Genomic DNA, 18,772 nt, shown 5'->3' with positions numbered 1-18,772 from the left:
TTAATTTAAATTTAAAATTATGAAACACAAAAAATTAAGGTATTTGTTGTTTTTTAGTTTAGGGAGTTTAAGTCTCTTAACTGCGCAGAAAATCAAAATTGATGGAGAATTGAGAACTAGAGGCGAATTAAGAAGTGGTTTTCGCAAGCCTTTGGCAGATTCACTCGATGCTGCTTATGTGAACAATTTGAGAGTACGTTTAGGGGCATCCTATGAAGAAAAAGATTATAAGGTTAGAATTACGTTACAGGATACGGAAACGTACGGTTCTAACGGAATAAACAAAACCGGTAATTCTTTAGGAGTATATGAAGCATGGGCTGAATATTTCTTTACGCCTCAATTTTCAGGTGTGTTAGGACGCCAAATATTGGAATATGACGATAAACGTTTATTTTCATCCGGTAATTGGAGTAATACTCCTAATGCACACGACCTCTTAAAATTAAAATACGAAACCAATAAATTTAAAGCGCATGTTGGAGGTGGATGGAATAATGCAGCAGATGTACTTTATGAATCCGTATATGATAAGAGCTATAAATCTTTATTCTATACTTGGTTATATAAACCTATAGGGAAATTTACAGCATCTGCTATATGGGTAAACGAAGGATTCCAAAAAGGAGAAGATCCTGAAGAAGTAAAAACTTCAATTTTCAGAAATACAGTAGGAGCCAACTTCAGTTTAGATGATCATAGTATTCCGTTTTCATTCTATGCAACCGGATATTATCAATTTGGATATGACAGAGCAGACAGTAAATTAGATGCTTCTTTATTAGCATTAAAAACTAAATATAGATTTTCAGATTTCATATCGGCTAATTTAGGGGTAGATTATTTCTCAGGTTCTAAATCTTCTTTAGCTAAAAATAAAGATCATACATTTAATAAACTTTATGGGGCTAACCATTCCTTTAACGGATCCATGGAGTACTGGTCAACTTTACCTAAGCAAGGGCTTGTTGATTTATATGGAGGTGTTTCAGTAAAGGCGAATTCTAAATTAAGCTTTGATGGAGGATTCCATACATTTTCAACAGCTGAAAAAATGGAAAACAGAAATAATAAAGATATAGGTTCCGAAATAGATTTATTGGCAGATTATAAAGTTTCCCAATCTTTATCTCTACAAGCAGGTTGGAGTACTTATATGAAAAATAAGGGAACAAGAATATTAAAAGATCAAGTTGGAGTTAATACCCGTTTCCCACAATGGGCTTATATAATGATTACTTTTAAACCGGTATTCTTATCAACTAAAATTGACAAATAAAAAATAATATGGTAAATATAACACATAAAAGTAACACTCTGAGAAAAGCTGTTGCTCAAGCTGTGGTAAAAGTAGGAAGTCAACAAACTATACAAATTATACAGGAAAATAAAGTTCCCAAAGGAAATATATTTGAAATGGCAAAAGTTGCCGGTTTGTTTGCGGCAAAGAAGACAAGTGATATGATACCCGATTGTCATCCGCTTCCGATTGAATATACTTCCATTACTTATGTTATCAAAGGGTTGGAAATTTACATTCATGTGGAAATACATACCATTTATAAAACAGGTGTTGAAGTGGAAGCAATGCATGCTGCTTCAGTAGTAGCTTTGACTATGTATGATATGCTTAAACCTATTGATAAGAATATCGTAATTCAACACATTAAATTATTAGAAAAAAAAGGAGGTAAGTCAGATAAGAAAGATACGTTTGATTTACCCTTAAGTGCATCCATACTGGTTTGTTCCGATAGCATTTCAAAGGGTGATAAAAAAGATCGGGCAGGAAAGATAATTATGGAAAAACTTCAAAATATCGGAGTAAAAGTCGAAGATTATGAGATTATTCCAGATGAAAAGAATGACATACAAGCTAAAGTGAAAGAATATATAGCAAAAGGAATAAATATGATTTTAATAACCGGAGGAACCGGTTTATCTAAAAGAGATGTTACTCCAGAAGCTATACAACCCATGCTGGAAAGAGAAATTCCCGGAGTTTCGGAAGCTATAAGAAGCTATGGACAAAATAGAACTCCCTTAGCGATGTTATCCAGAAGCATTGCCGGGCTCATTGGCAATACCTTAGTAATTACTATGCCGGGTTCAACCAAAGGAGCGGAAGAATCTATTGATGCAGTTTTTCCATCAATACTGCATATTTTTAAAATAATTGAAGGAGCGCAACATTAAAAATTTTATATAACCATGAAACGCAAGTTAGTTTTTTTACCACTGTTAATATTTATTTTAATGGGTATATTATCCTGCAATAAAGAACGAAAAGCTACTGTAGCTGCTGCTGCGAATTTAAGATATGTGTTAGAAGAAATAAAAACACAATATTTAAAAGATTATCCGGGTGCAAATATTCAAATAACTTATGGATCTTCAGGAATTTTAACTCAGCAAATCATAAATGGAGCTCCTTTTGACCTTTTTATGTCTGCAGATACTAAATTTCCGAATAAATTAGAAGATAGAGGATTGACTTCTGCTTCAGCGGTAAATTATTGCTACGGAAAAGTAGCCTTGTGGAGTTCTTCATTGAATCTATCACAAGGGTTATCATCTGTTCTATTACCGGAAGTTAAAAAAATAGCTATAGCTAATCCGAACAATGCTCCTTACGGACTTAATTCAGTAAATGCACTTAAAAAACAAAATTTATATGATAAAGTAAAAAATCGTATAGTTTGGGGAGAAAATATAAATCAAACAGCACAATTTGCTTTTTCCGGTAACGCAGAAATAGGATTTATAGCTTTATCTTTGGCGTTGGCGCCGGAAATGAAAAACAAGGGAAATTATTATGTTTTGCCTGAAGATATATGTCCTCCGATTGCACAAGCAGCTGTTCTTATTAACGGTTGGGAAAAAAACGGAGAAGCTGCACGTTTCTTAGATTATCTTATCAGTTCTAAATGTAACAGTATTTGGGATAAATACGGATATGGACTACCCGAAAAAGAATAAATTCATTGGAAGAAGATTTTATTAACACTCTTTGGCTTACAGGTAAGCTAGCGACCCTATCAACAATGTTTTTATTGATTATAGGATTGCCAATAGCTTATTTGTTGGCTTATACTCATTTCAAGCTTAAGGCGTTGGTTGAAGCTTTAATATGTATGCCTCTAGTTCTTCCACCCACAGTTTTAGGATATTATCTACTAGTTGCTTTTAGTCCTCAAAATGTATTGGGAATATTTTTGGAAAAACATTTTGATACCCGATTAGCTTTTACTTTTGAAGGAATCATTATAGCTAGCATTATAGCGGGTTTACCTTTTATGATTCAAGCGCTTCAAAACGGTTTTTCTTCTCTTCCGAAAAGTTATAGAGAGGCCTCATACACCTTGGGTAAATCTAAAACAACTACATTTTTTCGGGTTTTATTACCTAATATAAAATCTTCTCTTATCACAGGTATAGCGTTAACATTTGCACATTGTATTGGAGAATTCGGAATAGTTTTAATGGTAGGTGGGAATATTCCTGGAGAAACTCGTATTGCTTCTATTGCAATATATGATGAGGTACAAGCCTTAAATTATAAAGCAGCGAATCAATATTCATTTACTTTATTTTTAATTTCATTTATATTATTAACTCTTATTTACAGCATTAATAAAAGCTTTAAATTTAAAACTCTATAATTTTTAATGATATATGTTGATATTGAACATAAGATGCTGACTTCTGAAGGAAATCATCTTTTATCCATTACTGCTGAATTTCCGGAAAATCAATTGATATGCATATCCGGACCATCAGGTATAGGAAAAACTACGCTTCTTAGAATGATTGCCGGATTAACAAAACCCGATCGAGGAATAATTCGAATAGGAAAGCGAGTTTTTTTTGATTCGGAAAAAAAAATAAATATGATTCCACAAAAAAGAAATGTCGGTTTTATGTTTCAAGATTATGCCTTGTTTCCTAATATGACTGTTGAAGAAAATATATCTTTTGCACAAAATAAGGGTAAAGATAGGGTATGGGTTGATACATTAATCAAAGCCTTTGGTTTGGAAGCTTTAAAAAATCAAAGACCAACCAAGCTTTCGGGAGGTCAAAAACAAAGAACTGCTCTTGCTAGAGCTTTAGCTAAAAAAGCTGATATTTTACTTTTAGATGAACCTCTTTCATCTGTAGATCCAATTATGAGACTCAATCTTCAAAGTGAGATTTTAAAAGCACATGCTAATTTCGGTTTTACAACATTATTAGTCTCTCATGATCAAGATGAGATCAATAAAATGGCACAGTATATTTTATATATGAATAGTAACGGCATCAAACTAATAAATCTTGATTAAAATTTTTAATTTGTATGTATTATTTTTTTAAAAAAAAGATATAAATTTTAACTTAATTAGTATTTTTTTTTATTAAAAATTTATATATTTGCTTGTAATGGGTGTTATTTGTTGTATTTTTATTTAATAGAATATAAATCAAATCATGAGTTGATGAAATATTTAATTTTCTTATCATTTATTCCCGGACTATTGATTATCTCTTTTAGTATTTTAAAATTTTTAAATATTATAGGTTGGTCGTGGTACATAATTTTTATTCCTCTGGAAATTTATGTTTTATTAAGTATAATTCTAACTTTTATAATAATTTTATATGTCAAAATTTTTAAGGGATCTCTTGATATAATTTTAGAATCTAAATTTTTTAATTAAAGAATTTATATCCTTATTTTATGTTATTTATTATAAATAACTAAAATGGGATGAAGTAAATGTAAAAGAATTTCATTTATTTTTGTTTTTTAGATAGCTTCTTAATATTCGTCTTATATCTTTATTATCTGATTTTGGAACAATGAACGTAGCAGGGTCTTTTCGTGATCTTTTTGGACAGAATCCAAAACCTTTATAAATTCCGTTTTCAATTAAAACCAATCCCTTTTCATTATTTGTCCTTCCTGGTAGTTTCAGTAATAAGGTATCTTGTGGAAAAGAATTTTTATTCAAATAGAGTTGTACTCGTTGATTATATTTATGTACTGGTTCTTTATTAATGCAGGCACCAAGACATTCATGTATAGTATACTGAAAGCATTGGGTCTTTGATTTATATAATCCATTTATTTTCTGGCAAAGCTTATAGGTTTCCGTTATGCGAAATAAATCTTCCTTACCTTGTTTCAAACTTAAGTAAGAATTGATTTCCTGAGTTTGATTGTCTATTTTTCTCAGTTGTAAAGATATATATCCCTCTTGGGTTCTTTCGGGATATAAGCCATAATAAAAGATGCTATGTCTTTGCGCTCGGTTATAAATAGGCTTATAATATTTTATTTCCTCAGATTCCATAAGAAGAGCTATCAATTCACTCCCTGTAGGTTCATAGGTAACTTTAGAAGCAAAATTTTGAATTTTAATCGATTTACGATCAGTACAGGTAAAATGTTGACTTAATCTTTTTCTGATGTTATTACTTTTTCCAATATAGATTAACCGATCTTCTCGAGTAAAAATATAATATACTCCTGGAATAGTGGGTAATCCTTTGATAATATTTTTTAAATCCTCACGCATGTTCCTACTGTTTTTATAAGATTAATAAAGGGTAATTTTAAAGATAAATTTTTTTATACCATTATCTGTATAATTTCTTTTATGTTGGTAGAGAAACGTTTGGAAAGTCGGGCTTGTTTCATCTTCCATGTTCTTTTAATATCTTGAGATCCTAATTTAAGTTTATCTTCATGATATTTATGATTCAACTTATCTATAATCTTCATAATAGGCTGATGTTTTAAATAAAAATCTTCGTCAAATAAAGAAATTTGTCTTTCCGATTCGGGAATTAATCCTGATACAATAACCCCTGCCTTTTTATATTGATATCCTTTTTTATATATTGCTTTAAGTGCTTTTTGAGCATATTTGCTTACCTCGATGGCAGAATTATGAGGATTGGAAAGTGCTAAAGTAATAGAAGGATGATGTTGAATTAAATCATCTCTGAAGAAATTTGTGTGTAGAAATACAGTTACATAGTTACAACAACTTTTTTGTGCACGTAATTTTTCTGAACATTTCACGGCAAAAGTAGCGATTCTTTCTTTTAAATCCTCTTTTTTATCGATCATGTAATCAAAGGTGCGGGTAGTAGCAATAGATTTTTTACGAGAAGGTAAATCCATATTCAGTTGAGGAATACCCTTTAATTCATTAATCATACGAATTCCTACAATTCCCATTTCTTGGCGTATAAATGTCTCAGGAAAGTTTATCAGTTCATATGCTTTACGAATGCCTCTTGCCTGAAAACGTTTAGTTAGTCTTCTTCCAATTCCCCAGATATCTTCAATAGGCAGCCATTTAAGTGCCTTCTCAATTTTTTCGGGAGAGTCAATTATATATACATGATGTGTTTGTTCAGGATATTTTTTGGCTATTCTATTAGCTACCTTAGCGAGTGTTTTTGTGGGAGCAATCCCTATACTGGTAGGAATACCTACTCCTTTTAGTATATATTTTCTTAAGTTTAGGCAATGCTCCTGCAAATTTAATTGCATATAACCGTTAAAGTTCATAAATGCTTCATCAATAGAGTATATCTCAACTTCGTTGCAGTAACGTCCGATAATATTCATAATTCTATTGCTTAAGTCTCCGTATAGAGGGAAATTAGCAGAATAAATAAATATTTTGTTTTCTTCGAATATCTTTTCATATTTAAAGGCAGGGGCGCCCATGGGTATTCCCAAATTTTTGGCTTCATTGGAACGAGCAATTACACATCCGTCATTGTTTGAAAGTACACAAATAGGCTTACCAATTAAAGAAGGATTGCTCACTCTTTCACAGGAAGCATAAAAGTTGTTGCAATCTAATAAAGCGTACATATTATGAAAACTTTATAATAGTGTGAGTAAGTATTCCCCAAATAATAAAATCGTGATCAGGAGTAATCCGGATAGGTTCATATTCTTTATTTTCAGGTAAAAGAATAATTTCTTTTACTACCCCTTTTTCTTTTACTACCTTTAATCTTTTTAAGGTAAATTCTCCATCTATATAACATACGGCAATATTACCGTTTTTAGGTTCCAACGCTTTATCAACAATAATAAGGTCTCCGTTATAAATCCTCATATCTTTCATAGAATCCCCATTTACACGCGCTAAGAAAGTGGTTTCGGGATCCCTTATTAATTCGTCATTTAGGTTAATGCGTTCGCGGTAGAAATCATCTGCAGCCGAAGGAAAACCTGCTTTGATATCTCCTGCAAACCATAAAGATAAATTATCTTTTCGCTTCATAAGTGCAAATTTATTATGAATTATATTGAAAAAGAAGCGATAAAATAACAATTTGATTTATATTTAGATGATATCAATGATATATTCGTAATAAAATAAAGATTTTTTTATGGTGTGGAGACAATTTCAACGATCGTTTATATCCTGAAAGGAGATAGGGATTGGATTTTTACTACTTAAATCATGGATTACGTGATAAATACATTAAATGTTTATATTTCATTAGAAAACATATGATTAACATAAAATGTTTTCAAATGAATTTTATCGATAAAACTTAGATTAAGTGCCAATCTGAAAATAAAGTAAGTAAATGTAAGGTAGTAGTTGCTCCGGCATGTTGACGAATTTTTACTAATCTTTTATTTAAATAACTTTCGCTATTTGGATATACTTTTTCAGTCTTAAATTTAACGGATATTTCCGGAACATTCATACCTACAGATAGTAAGCGAACTAATTCCAAATCATTATTGGTAAATTCAAACAATCCGCCTTTTTGAGATTTGTTTGTATATATATATATTTTATTTTCATATACATCTTCAATAGCTTTTTTTAATTCTTTTATATAATCTTTATCCTTTGTTATAAAAGCATCTATATTATATTTTTCAAAAAAAGAATTAATAATATGTTGTCTGTCTTCAGTAGAACAAACAATAATTTTAAGATCGGGAAATTCTTCTTTAACAACTTTTATTAGTTCTTCCCCGGATACAATGGCAATGTGTTCTTGATTATTTTTAAATGATAAGTCTGTAATCAATAGTTCATAAGGTAAATTATTAGAAAAAGAATTTCGAATTTTAGAAATGGCATCATCGCAATAATATGCTTGATCGATATGAGATATATTTAGTTCTTCAACTATTTTTTTAACAGCATAATTATCGTTAGAGAAATCCTCTGCAATAAGAATCTTTTCAAACATGATAAAACTTTTTAGTGTTGTATTGTTGTTTTTTGTATATTCTACAAAAATAAGATTATTATTTTAAATAACATATAAAAATTTAGAGATAAAGTTTTGTTTTTTTATTATGTTTTTTTCTATTAACTGTTAGAAAATGATATTATTAGCTTAGCACTCATAATAAACTAATTAATTTTATTTTAATGAAAGATACTATTTTATTCATGGATATAAATTTAATAAAGCATTCATATTAAAAGATATATACGATGTAAGAGTAAATTTATCTATCAATAGAAAGCCTTTTGCCGGGTAAGTATAAAAAGTATTCGAAATTAAGGGAAAAATATAGTGGAGATACTAGAATTATTAAAATAAATGAATTCTATTTTTTTTAATTCATTTTGACTTTATAATGAAGAAGAAAACTATTATAAAATGGCATTTTTATTAAATGAATATATTTTAATAAAAATGCCATTTACAGCAAATTGTTACACATTTTTAGTTATTTACTAAAAAAGTGCTTATTTGGTCAATTAATTGATTGTGTATTCCTTCACGTTCGTTAGTGTCAAATTGACAGGTAGGGACCTGATCTGGTCTTTCTTTTTGAAATAGTTCAATAGCATTATGTTTACAGATAGCCATGAAGCTATAATGAGTAGCTTTATTCAATACTATATGTTTAGTTGTTTTTGAAGGTAAATATTTTATTAAATAGCCGGTTTCTAATTTAGGCGGTATTCTTTCTACAAATGGTCCCGCAGAATATACTAAAACAGGAATTTTTATTTCCGATAGGCTTTTTGGAATAAATAGTCTACCAAATCCTACGTCCAAAATTACAGCTCTTTTAATACGAGGATCCTTCATATCTTTGTCTAATTTTAAAAATTCGGAATTTTCATTAAGTCCCTTCATTTGAGCATTAAAGACATCACAAGCTAACATTATAGGGTATTTCCGACATTCTTTATTGAAAACTTTAGCCGAAGACTTTCCTCCAATGGTTTCTACTGCCGTCCAACCACCATAAGAGTGACCAATAATAGAAATGTTATCCGAATCAATGTGATCTGCAAATTGTTTAGTTTCCAATAAATAGCTAATGGTGCGATGGATGTCTTCCGGGCGAGCCAACATATCTCGGGCTACTTGCGGATCCATATCTTGCAGAGTAGTTCCCGGATGATTAGGCATTGCTACTATAAATCCTTTTTTGCTTAAAGCAGCAGCTAACCAAACATGATTATCCCAAGATCCGTTTAATCCGTGTGAAAAAATAACTAAAGGATAGCGTTCATCAGTTATTTTCGCATCGTAAATTACATTTTCTCCCACTAGGTATTCGCTATCTCCAATTCTTGCAATAGGATGTTTTGCTGAAGTAGGGTATACTAACGCAATTTGTAAGGGGCGTACGTTATCATTTAAATTTAATTCACGAAATCCTGCATTATAAGAATTTATATTTTTAACGGTGGTAGAGTTTGATACAGATTGAGCATAAAAACTAATGGTACCAAGTAACAGCCATAAGAAGCTTAAGATGATTTTATTTTTCATTTTTATTTGTTAAATTATATTTTATTCAATATTATTTTGATCAATGTAAATTATTAGCGTAAGTAAATTTTTTGTATTCTGAATGTTAATAAAGTTCCTTTGTGTATAGTTAATCATATTAAGTTAATTCAGTTAGAAAAAAATAATTTTAAAAACGAGTATAGAGGATTTAAAATATTATGCCAGATAAAAAATAGGCATCACTTTTTCTTAGCAAATTAAGCACATAAAGGATTTTGGTTTCAAAAGTTTAAAGAAATTTACTGAATTAATAATAATTAATAATTTTATTTTACATTATAAATATTTATTCTTTTGCACCTCTCTATAATTAAAATCTTATATAATAATTTAGTTTAAAAAATGATTTTAAATTTAAGAAAAATATTTAAATAAAAATACTGATAGTTGTCAATTTTAGTATTTTTTATGTTTTATTGAGATTAAATTGCTTATTGTTGAATGATTTTTATTACTTGTATTTATTTATCGTATAAAAAAATTGATAATTTTTTTAATAGTTTTTAGGGATATAAAGCAATATTTATCTTCATGAATTCCTATTTTTTATCTAAGAATTAAAATATATTTGCTTAACTTTTAAATAGTTTTAAGATCTAAATTCAATTAAGAATTAAAGAAAATTTAATCAAACCTAGATAAGAGAAATAATAAAATAAACTATCCTATAATACAAAAAATAGAAAAATGGTCTCTTCGGTGAATAATTTCTTTAAACATGATGATATGTTAGTATTTAGTTAGAATAAAACAAAACTTTTAGAGTTAAAAGAAAAATCTTTTAAATTGGAAAAAGGTATTTTATATTTAATCTTCACTTTATTTAAAAACCTAAATTCGAGTAAAAGAAGCGCACGATTTTTTCAATATCTCAAATAAATTGTAAATATCAATTCATATTCTTTAGATATAGAATTATAATGGAAAAAAATTAAGTTTGATACGTTTGGTAGAGAAAGGATGCATATATAATGAAGTATATACTATTAAGTAATAGTTTTTTTAATTTTATATGGATATTTAAAAGCATTTCTGCAATATTTTAAGCGAAAATTATATATAATCGTAAGTGTTCTTTTTGAGAATATACTCTATAACTTATTCTATTATTTGGTGAATACGTTGATATCAATTTGAACAGTCATTTTAATAAAAAGATAAAAAAAAATATTTTAAATAGATTTAAATTCATATAAAAATTTATCTTTGCAAATTGTAATTAAAGAATAAATAATTATGAAAAAGGCATTTGTTTTTCTAGTGTTTATTATAAATATATCTTTTTTTTATAATTTTTCCGGTAATGGAGGAAAAAAAATCGATAATCGACTTATCCGTAAAAATGATGATTTATACGAAATTAAACTCCCATTATTATATTCAGGAAGATATAATCTAGAATCTTATAATGATAAAGAAAAATATTATAAACAACTACCGATCAATTATGATATTTATAATTATAAATTCGATGAGCATAACAGAATAATAAGTATTGAATATGGAAGTTTTATAACAGATATTATTTATTCAGGAGATTTAATTGCTGAAATAAAGCATACAATAGATGATAATATAGCTCGGGAAAAGATTGTTTATAACGCAAATAAAATTCTAGTTTATGATGAAAAAAATAATCTTAAAACAACACTAACTGTTAAAAATAATTTATTAATCAGAAAGGAAACAACTAATGGAACTGATCGTGATATATATAAATACGAATATGACGAAAAAGGAAATTTAATAAAAGATTATTCTAAACTGAATAATTCTAAGAAAATTATATTCAATAGTTATTCCTATAACTTTACTCAGAAGGGAATTTTCAGGTATATAGTTACTCCTCGCTGGATTATTAGCTATATTTTCGGAAATGAAATGACTGCCCTATTTAGTCCTAATTTAATTAAAAAAGTAAATCGAAATAATGAGTATATCTATAATCTAATTTGGGATGATTATCAAGCCGGATATCCTAGCAAGGTTACTTATAAGGAAAATAATTCTAAAACAGTTTATTCGGATAAAATACAATATACTAAGCCTTTACAATGATCATATTATACGCTTTATTGCAAATAGATCAATATTCACATCATTGATATTTTTACATTATGCCTTAATTGTATATAAAAAATTGAAATATTTACATTATATAATAAAATTTTAATAAAAGATTCAAATGTATAATTATATATGCTAACTAAAATTAAATTTATAATTTTATTCCTAGTATTTATATATAATAACCAATTCTTTTTTTTAGACAAAATTTAATTATTAATAAGGTTGTCTTACCGCTCTTATAAAAGTTAATTGAAATAATGTATAAGAGAATCGAATGGATAATAGCTCAAGAAATTTTTAAAATAAAGGCGTTATTCATTAGCTTATTCCTCTTTCATAAATGGAGGATTACAAAGAAAAGACATTGAATCTTATAGATAATGTGACAAAAATTTTCTAGAAGGTGATGTAATGAAAAAAACAATAGTCGAAGAACTTTTTAAAGATGAATCATCAGATTGTGGCGAAATAAAAATTATTATAAATCCCATAATTTATTCAGATAGAAATAATTCAACATAGCTTTGAAAAAAACGCTTGAAAATCCGGGATTTAATATTCCATTAACAACGAGAGGTATATTAAAAAGAAACAGATGTTGTTATCCTAAAAGCAATGATATACTTGCATCGCGTTTCTGGTATAAGAGATATTTTCGATTGAAACAAATAAAGATTTAGATAGTTATTTAATTTTAAATAAATTATCGGCTATTTAAAGAGGCTGAATAAAATGAAAATGGTAAGATATAAATGGGGAGCATTTTAAAATTCTATAGAAAATTATTTCTATCGTAGAAATATTCGACTTTGTTGAACGTTTTTGGAAATAATTTAGAATAATTTTAGAAAGCATTTTCATGATATATTTATAAAAACTCTAAATAGGTGTTTTAACATTTAAAAAGGTCATTAGTGCCAGAATAATTAAGATATACGGCATATTCTAAAATATTCTCTTCTACATTCCAAGTTCCATCATCTTATAGCATCCCGTAGAAGTAGCATAGTTTTTATGGCTTATTTTATCTACTTTACGTTTCTTAGAAATTTCATAATGTTTATACGTAACAATATATATGATTTTGCTAAGTTTCCACTGGAATTAAAATTATCTAAATTCCATTCACTAATAATTTTTTGTTGAAGAGAATAAACAAATAAACAGGTAATTAACGTTATTATTGCTTGAGCAATTAATTAAAATAAAAGCTCTTGCCATAAGCATTAAAAATAGTGTGATTTTTTATATTTTTAAATCAAATTTTGATTAATTATTTTTTTTTAAATAACAATCATTTTATGCTGTAAAAGGAAAAGATAATAAATGCTTTAAATCTTTAATTAGGAACGGATTAGTAATGCATAAATTAGTTATTTAGTAGCTTAACTAATTAATTATATAATAATTTATTTAATATTATTTAATAGTTAATTCATTAAATAAATTACTTAATAAATGATAAAATAATACCTTTCTAAAATTGATCAGAATATAGATATTATAAGGCAAAAACAAAAGGAAAATACTTTTTTCCTTTTGTTTTTTCAAAATTAATAATTTATGGATTTATACCCATTCATTAACATGTTCACCAGTACCCATTTTGATAGATTTTGCAGAAATAGTAAAGGTTTCTGTAAGTGGATTAGTACCAGAGGCATCAAAGTTCTCCTTATACTTTACCACATATCCATCTGTAAAACTTAGATTTTTTAAAGTGGCATCGGAATCTCTTTTTAAAAAGATTACCTTACCATCTTTTCTTTCAAAACTATTAGTCATCCATTCAAAGATGTCGCTTTCTCCTGTAGATTCTACAGTAACTTCTATTCTTCCCCCTCTAGTTTGAGAGGATGGACGTCCTGTTGGGTCTGTTTCTTGGGCTAAAGCATAATTAACATTTAAAATGTTGTAGGTTTTGCCCGCTACTTCTAGTTTGGCTTTAAATGACATAATAAAAAAATTAATGATTATTAATAATAAAATTACTTATATTTATAGCACAAAAATAAATATTTAACAAAATCTTATCTCAATAATTGATGTTAAATATTTGTTAATTTATATTTTTTATTATAAGATGTATTATATAATATATTTAGATATTCAATATATATTATTTAGTTTCTATTGCAATAATAATGGTTAAAAAATATATTTACTTATAGATTTAATTTTTGTAGTTATTATGTGTTTTTTAGGACTAATAGAAAATCAGATTATTAAAAATTCCCTTACATAAGTAACTTCGCTTATAATGTATTTTACGAAATGGTTTATTTTATTTATATTTATTAATATGTCTATATATTTTTGTTAAAAATCAAGTATTTTGATTAGGAATTTAATTGTGAATAATATTTATTATTGACAGAATTTGTAAAATAATTTTAAAATCTAAACAAAAATCAATTCAATATTCAAAATAATAATTTTTATTATTATAATGTAGGTTGGTTTAATAGACATTCACTACGGCAAAGATTATTTTTACAAGAGAGAATTTTGCTTGTAGAATTTTTTTTAAAAGTATTATTGTATACTAATATTATCAAATTTTTTCAGTAGATTTTTGAAAAATATATTATAATATGTTGATATAATCAGTTGTTTTATTACTTAGTATAAATCCAAAAAGGACCTTTTTTTGTCTTATATAAAATATTAAAGCCTTCGATACAATTTTCGCTATTTTTTTTAAGATGTATAGATTTTATTCTTATTTTTTTGTTTTGTATTTCTTGAGTAAATTTATTAAAATTTATTATATCGTCATCATTTTTAGATACAGGGAAATCATATTTATTACAAGTGTATTTTCCAAAATCTTCCATCGTTTTATTTTGTTTTGCTACATCTAATAATAATAAAGCAAATTGATTTTCAGAAATTGATGGTGCTTGACTTTTTGCATTATTAATCGGTTCAAGTTGCTGGGGAGATTCTTTTGGCATTGCTGGAATATGAGCTATAAATTTATCTAAAGGATCTTTCTCTGGTTTTGGTGGTTTATTAACAAATATAGAATCTGGTATTTTTCTACGTGGGATATCAAGAAGGGTAGGTACATTTGTTTTTTCAGGTTTTACATAAATATCTTTACTGGCAATATAGGTTATATCTCCATTAATAATTAATGTTAATCTCTTTTTACCGGGTGTACTGTAGCTGTATATTGGATATTCGGAATTATAATCTACTTGACCGGATTCTCCAAAGCTCCATTCCCAGGAAGTAGCTTCTCCAAGATAATCGTAATCAACAGCAAATCTTTGACCTACAGTTACTAAAGTGGGAGCAATGATAATGGGGATTTTTGTAGAATCTATAATTTTATTAATATTTTTTATTTCTAAGGTTTTTTTTAATGTACAGGATTTATTGACTTTTAAAGTGACTATATAAATTCCTGATTTCGAATATTTATGAGAAGGAGAACGGTCATGATTTTTTGGAGAATTATCTCCAAAATCCCATATCCAACTATTAGCACCAGGAGTTAAATCTTCAAATCCAATACTTTCTCCAACTTGCTTATTTTCCGCTTTGATAATAAATTCAATTTGTCCACAATTAATATGTCTAGAATATTTATAAAATAAAATAGATAATCCTATCAAAATAAATAAAATAAATATAAAAAGTATTCTAAAATCTATATTATTTGAATATTTACTTATTGAATTTTTTGGGTTATAATGCATTTTGAAAACTATATTTGAAATATTTTTTTATTTGCTAACTTAGTTAAAATATTTAAAAATATAAAATATATTAATGATTATGATAAATATATATATTAATTTGATTAATTATTTTAATAAATAAAATAATAATTGAAATTATTGTTTATTAATTATTTTTATATTGTTTTTTTAGCTCACATTGTATAAAATTTTTAAACTTAAAAAATGAGATAATTATTTTATATGTAGCCTCTTATATATAAAAATTTATAAGATTTTAGTAATCATAATTATACAGATGCACAAATTTTTTAAGTATCAAATTAATCAAGAAGAGTTTTCGCTAGTTGTTAAAAAAAGGTTCAGAACTAAGAGACTACATCGTTAATCGATTTCCTGCAAAAGCCGGGAATATTGCATTGAGATTTGTAAATGGTAACTTCCAGGCGAAAGGCTGCCAAACCTCGACTTTTAAATTATGGAAAGCTGACAGCGGAAATGGATCTGTTTTGATTAAAACAGGAAAACTAAAAGCTGAAACTTATTTCACAATTCAATTCGGACAAGTAACTATACAAAACATATGCCTTATGCCAAAAGCGGACAATAAATGTTTAAGCGCAAATGGAACAGTGAAAGCTCCCCGGAACAGATACAAAAAAACAAAATTGACACCTGAAAATTTACCAAAAAAGCAAAGAGGGAATGAATTCAGTTATAATGAAAACTAGGCAAACCAGCGTAAAAGCATATATCCGAAAGGTTGAACTTCCACAACGGCAATTTATACAACCAGCAGGAAATAAGAGCCTGGTCTTGGATAAAGATATCATCCAGGAAGTTGTCAAAGAAATTAACCGAATTATGAAATAATGGACGATTATTTTTTTCACAAATATTACAGGATTTATATACACGAATTTCAAAAGAATATCCAGAAATTAAATTCATAGACCAATATAATATCTTGGGTATTTAGGGTAAGTTGGAGAACAAGGTAGACAGTCATTGGCTTATCCTGCTTGTTTAATAGATTTTCAAAATACAGATTATTTTGAACTGGCAACTTAGACACAGTTGGGAAATGTGCCTATCACATTTCAATTAATCTTTGATAACTATAACCAAATTTAGCTCAAATCTCAAAATTCTTTTATTATGAAAGGATTTATAATACCTGAACATTGAACAGAAGCTCCATAATTGTCTAAATGGATTGTTTCTGGATTATTTGAATCCATTCATCAGAATCAATGTGAAAAGCCAGAATAACAATGATATTTGGCTTTGTGTGCGACAATTGATTTAAGCGACATTTTACAAAGATTACATTCACCGGTCATGACAATTATAAAGTAGTAACGTTCGTTTTTGATGGTGGTTTAATAACTAATTAAAAAGTGATAGCTATTGTGAAACCTCTCCTTTTGGAATTACCATAACGTTGATATTCATCTATTGGCCATAATTAAAATGAATGTTATGCTTGGGAAAATGAAGGCGGACTATTTTAGAATCGGGTACATCCGGAAATTTGTAAAGGCTTGTACATCTATACAATATAACGAGCTGTTTTTAATAATTTCCATGCTTGTACGCCATAGAACAAAAATAAATTGCTCTTACATATAAGTCAAGACGATTTTTAGTTGTTGGAAAACCAGAATTTATTCTAATGTAGTATCGTCTGTATAAACTATTTTTGAAATATTAAAAAAAATAAGATCTTCAAAATTTGCATCACTTAATTTTACTATTATCATTATTAAATTGATTGACTGAAAATGCAACATCACCTTTTTATAAGTTCCATTTGCATAGATTCTGTCATTTATAAAATCCATACTAAAACTTTTTCCTATTTGTTCTCCTAACGCATTGAAAACTATAAATAAAATTCCGATTGCTTTAATTTCCTTATTAGCTTTATTATGAATGATATACTTAAAATTATTATATATGCCATCATTGTAATTTTCTGGAATATAATCCTTTCCATACATTGTTATTGTTAAGGCGTTTTTCATTTTTGCCTCTTTTTCGGCTTCAGCTTTTTTGCTTCATCAAGATATTCTTTATACGTTTTTTCAAACTTAACTCCATTTACTACATATTCACCATTTGCTACAAAGTTCCAAAAATATTAAACAATAAGTCCTCACCTAAGGCATCGAAATCAATGTCAGTATATTCTCCTTTATATTTTTCTCAGATTTCTTTAATTTCATCTTTAGCAGTTTCTATAGAGACTTTTTTGTTAATCACATTATTCCAACTGGATAAAATAAGTAAAGTTCCAAATAAACAAAAAATAATTTTTTTTATAATAAGTTATTTTTTTAATTAAAAACCGTACACATTAGCTGGCTGTTATAAAGTCAATTATTTCTCTTCGTCTTACAAATAGAGCGTCTTACAAATGGGGTAAAATAATTTCGCAAAGTTCCGGAATGTAATAATGTCCGTCGGCAAACCATGCTTTGTACACAAAGTAATCATATGGAAGGTTAAGGAGCATTTTTACCGCTTCATAAATATATTTTTTTAGCGATTGTGCTAAAACCTCCGGATCTACAATGTTTGTATGAAAATGCTCCAGTTTTTATTTTATTGCTATATTCATCGCATACCTAATTTTAAGATTAAACTTAAACGAAGTATCGAATCTTCAATCTTTATCACCCCCCATAAGAATATTTATCATTCTTTATAGTATTTGGCGATTGTTATCTTATTTTCTTTGGAATCGTAAGAACCGGAACCGGTTGCAGAAGGTAGTCGTCATTGTTTAAAGTTTTAATAATAAGATTTTCCGTTCAATTTTGGAAGAATTTGGCTCTTTAGATTTTGATAAAGAAACCAATGCTAACGATACCTCTTTTAGTCTAATATACTTGATGTGGCTGAGCCTTGGGAAGTGTTAAACAATTTGCCACACCCTTATCAGAATTCAATTCTACATCTCTGATAAAGTGGTTATTCTCTTTTATGTCTTGTGAATTTTTTAATAATGCTTTTCTAACAGAATAATCAGATATTCAATAAACGTGAATTACCTCATTGGAAATCATCAAAAACTCATTTCTCTTTTAAAACTTTTAACAGTATCAATTAATACTTTTTTTAGTCCATTTTTTAATGCTAAAAACGTTAAAAATTTCCTTGAAGGCATGCACCGATAATACATAAGTCTGCATTATATATTTTTTTAA

The 18,772-nt window shown here is 27.6% G+C and carries 15 protein-coding genes; 7 read left to right on the top strand and 8 right to left on the bottom strand.

The genetic code is table 11. From position 1 onward, the window contains the following. The first annotated feature begins 19 nt into the window (after nucleotides 1-19). The 5 genes from Q0T35_RS04785 to Q0T35_RS04765 are packed head-to-tail and all read left to right on the top strand — an operon-like array spanning nucleotide 20 to nucleotide 4,325. Nucleotides 20-1,279 carry an alginate export family protein gene (locus tag Q0T35_RS04785; RefSeq protein ID WP_293917241.1) on the top strand — a complete coding sequence of 420 codons (1,260 nt, stop codon included), beginning with the start codon at nucleotides 20-22 and terminating at the stop codon, nucleotides 1,277-1,279. 8 nt (nucleotides 1,280-1,287) lie between these two features. Further along, nucleotides 1,288-2,196 (top strand): bifunctional molybdenum cofactor biosynthesis protein MoaC/MoaB, encoded by a 909-nt coding sequence (moaCB, locus tag Q0T35_RS04780; RefSeq protein ID WP_295841172.1) that lies wholly within the window; start codon nucleotides 1,288-1,290, stop codon nucleotides 2,194-2,196. Between the two features lie 60 nt (nucleotides 2,197-2,256). After that, nucleotides 2,257-2,979, top strand: coding sequence for a molybdate ABC transporter substrate-binding protein (modA, locus tag Q0T35_RS04775; protein WP_295841171.1), 723 nt, complete (start codon nucleotides 2,257-2,259; stop codon nucleotides 2,977-2,979). A 5-nt stretch (nucleotides 2,980-2,984) separates the two neighbouring features. After that, nucleotides 2,985-3,662 (top strand): molybdate ABC transporter permease subunit, encoded by a 678-nt coding sequence (modB, locus tag Q0T35_RS04770; RefSeq protein WP_293917232.1) that lies wholly within the window; start codon nucleotides 2,985-2,987, stop codon nucleotides 3,660-3,662. 6 nt (nucleotides 3,663-3,668) lie between these two features. After that, nucleotides 3,669-4,325 (top strand): ATP-binding cassette domain-containing protein, encoded by a 657-nt coding sequence (locus Q0T35_RS04765; protein WP_295841169.1) that lies wholly within the window; start codon nucleotides 3,669-3,671, stop codon nucleotides 4,323-4,325. Nucleotides 4,326-4,772: 447 nt separating this feature from the next. On the opposite strand, the gene Q0T35_RS04760 is transcribed toward Q0T35_RS04765, so the two are convergent. From Q0T35_RS04760 to Q0T35_RS04740, 5 genes are all read right to left on the bottom strand, one after another. Then, nucleotides 4,773-5,561 carry a GIY-YIG nuclease family protein gene (locus Q0T35_RS04760; RefSeq protein ID WP_295841168.1) on the bottom strand — a complete coding sequence of 263 codons (789 nt, stop codon included), beginning with the start codon at nucleotides 5,559-5,561 and terminating at the stop codon, nucleotides 4,773-4,775. 53 nt (nucleotides 5,562-5,614) lie between these two features. Continuing rightward, nucleotides 5,615-6,877, bottom strand: a complete 1,263-nt coding sequence (locus tag Q0T35_RS04755; protein ID WP_295841166.1) for a Y-family DNA polymerase — start codon at nucleotides 6,875-6,877, stop codon at nucleotides 5,615-5,617. A gap of 1 nt (nucleotide 6,878) precedes the next feature. Further along, nucleotides 6,879-7,295, bottom strand: a complete 417-nt coding sequence (umuD, locus tag Q0T35_RS04750; protein ID WP_293917226.1) for a translesion error-prone DNA polymerase V autoproteolytic subunit — start codon at nucleotides 7,293-7,295, stop codon at nucleotides 6,879-6,881. Between the two features lie 277 nt (nucleotides 7,296-7,572). After that, nucleotides 7,573-8,229 carry a response regulator gene (locus tag Q0T35_RS04745; RefSeq protein ID WP_293917225.1) on the bottom strand — a complete coding sequence of 219 codons (657 nt, stop codon included), beginning with the start codon at nucleotides 8,227-8,229 and terminating at the stop codon, nucleotides 7,573-7,575. A gap of 486 nt (nucleotides 8,230-8,715) precedes the next feature. Continuing rightward, complete coding sequence (locus tag Q0T35_RS04740; RefSeq protein ID WP_293917223.1) at nucleotides 8,716-9,780, bottom strand: alpha/beta fold hydrolase; 1,065 nt, start codon at nucleotides 9,778-9,780, stop codon at nucleotides 8,716-8,718. Nucleotides 9,781-11,037: 1,257 nt separating this feature from the next. Between Q0T35_RS04740 and Q0T35_RS04735 the strand changes: the two genes are divergently transcribed. After that, the gene (locus Q0T35_RS04735; protein WP_295841165.1) at nucleotides 11,038-11,859 is read left to right on the top strand and encodes a hypothetical protein; all 822 of its coding nucleotides are present in this window, start codon (nucleotides 11,038-11,040) and stop codon (nucleotides 11,857-11,859) included. A 1,581-nt stretch (nucleotides 11,860-13,440) separates the two neighbouring features. Here the strand turns inward: Q0T35_RS04735 and tssD are convergent. Continuing rightward, a complete protein-coding gene (gene tssD, locus Q0T35_RS04730) occupies nucleotides 13,441-13,827 on the bottom strand; it encodes a type VI secretion system tube protein TssD (RefSeq protein WP_293917219.1) in 387 nt (128 codons plus the stop codon). A 662-nt stretch (nucleotides 13,828-14,489) separates the two neighbouring features. Then, nucleotides 14,490-15,578, bottom strand: coding sequence for a PKD domain-containing protein (locus Q0T35_RS04725; RefSeq protein WP_295841164.1), 1,089 nt, complete (start codon nucleotides 15,576-15,578; stop codon nucleotides 14,490-14,492). 401 nt (nucleotides 15,579-15,979) lie between these two features. Between Q0T35_RS04725 and Q0T35_RS04720 the strand changes: the two genes are divergently transcribed. After that, the gene (locus Q0T35_RS04720) at nucleotides 15,980-16,291 is read left to right on the top strand and encodes a hypothetical protein (protein WP_295841163.1); all 312 of its coding nucleotides are present in this window, start codon (nucleotides 15,980-15,982) and stop codon (nucleotides 16,289-16,291) included. 936 nt (nucleotides 16,292-17,227) lie between these two features. On the opposite strand, the gene Q0T35_RS04715 is transcribed toward Q0T35_RS04720, so the two are convergent. After that, entirely contained in the window at nucleotides 17,228-17,587 is a 360-nt protein-coding gene (locus Q0T35_RS04715; protein ID WP_295841162.1) for a hypothetical protein, read from the bottom strand. Between the last annotated feature and the right edge of the window lie 1,185 nt (nucleotides 17,588-18,772).

The organism is uncultured Apibacter sp. (genome assembly GCF_946479295.1).
Taxonomy (GTDB): domain Bacteria; phylum Bacteroidota; class Bacteroidia; order Flavobacteriales; family Weeksellaceae; genus Apibacter.
The sequence above is the reverse complement of the archived record's forward strand: the minus strand, read 5'-3'. Positions and strand labels throughout refer to the sequence as shown.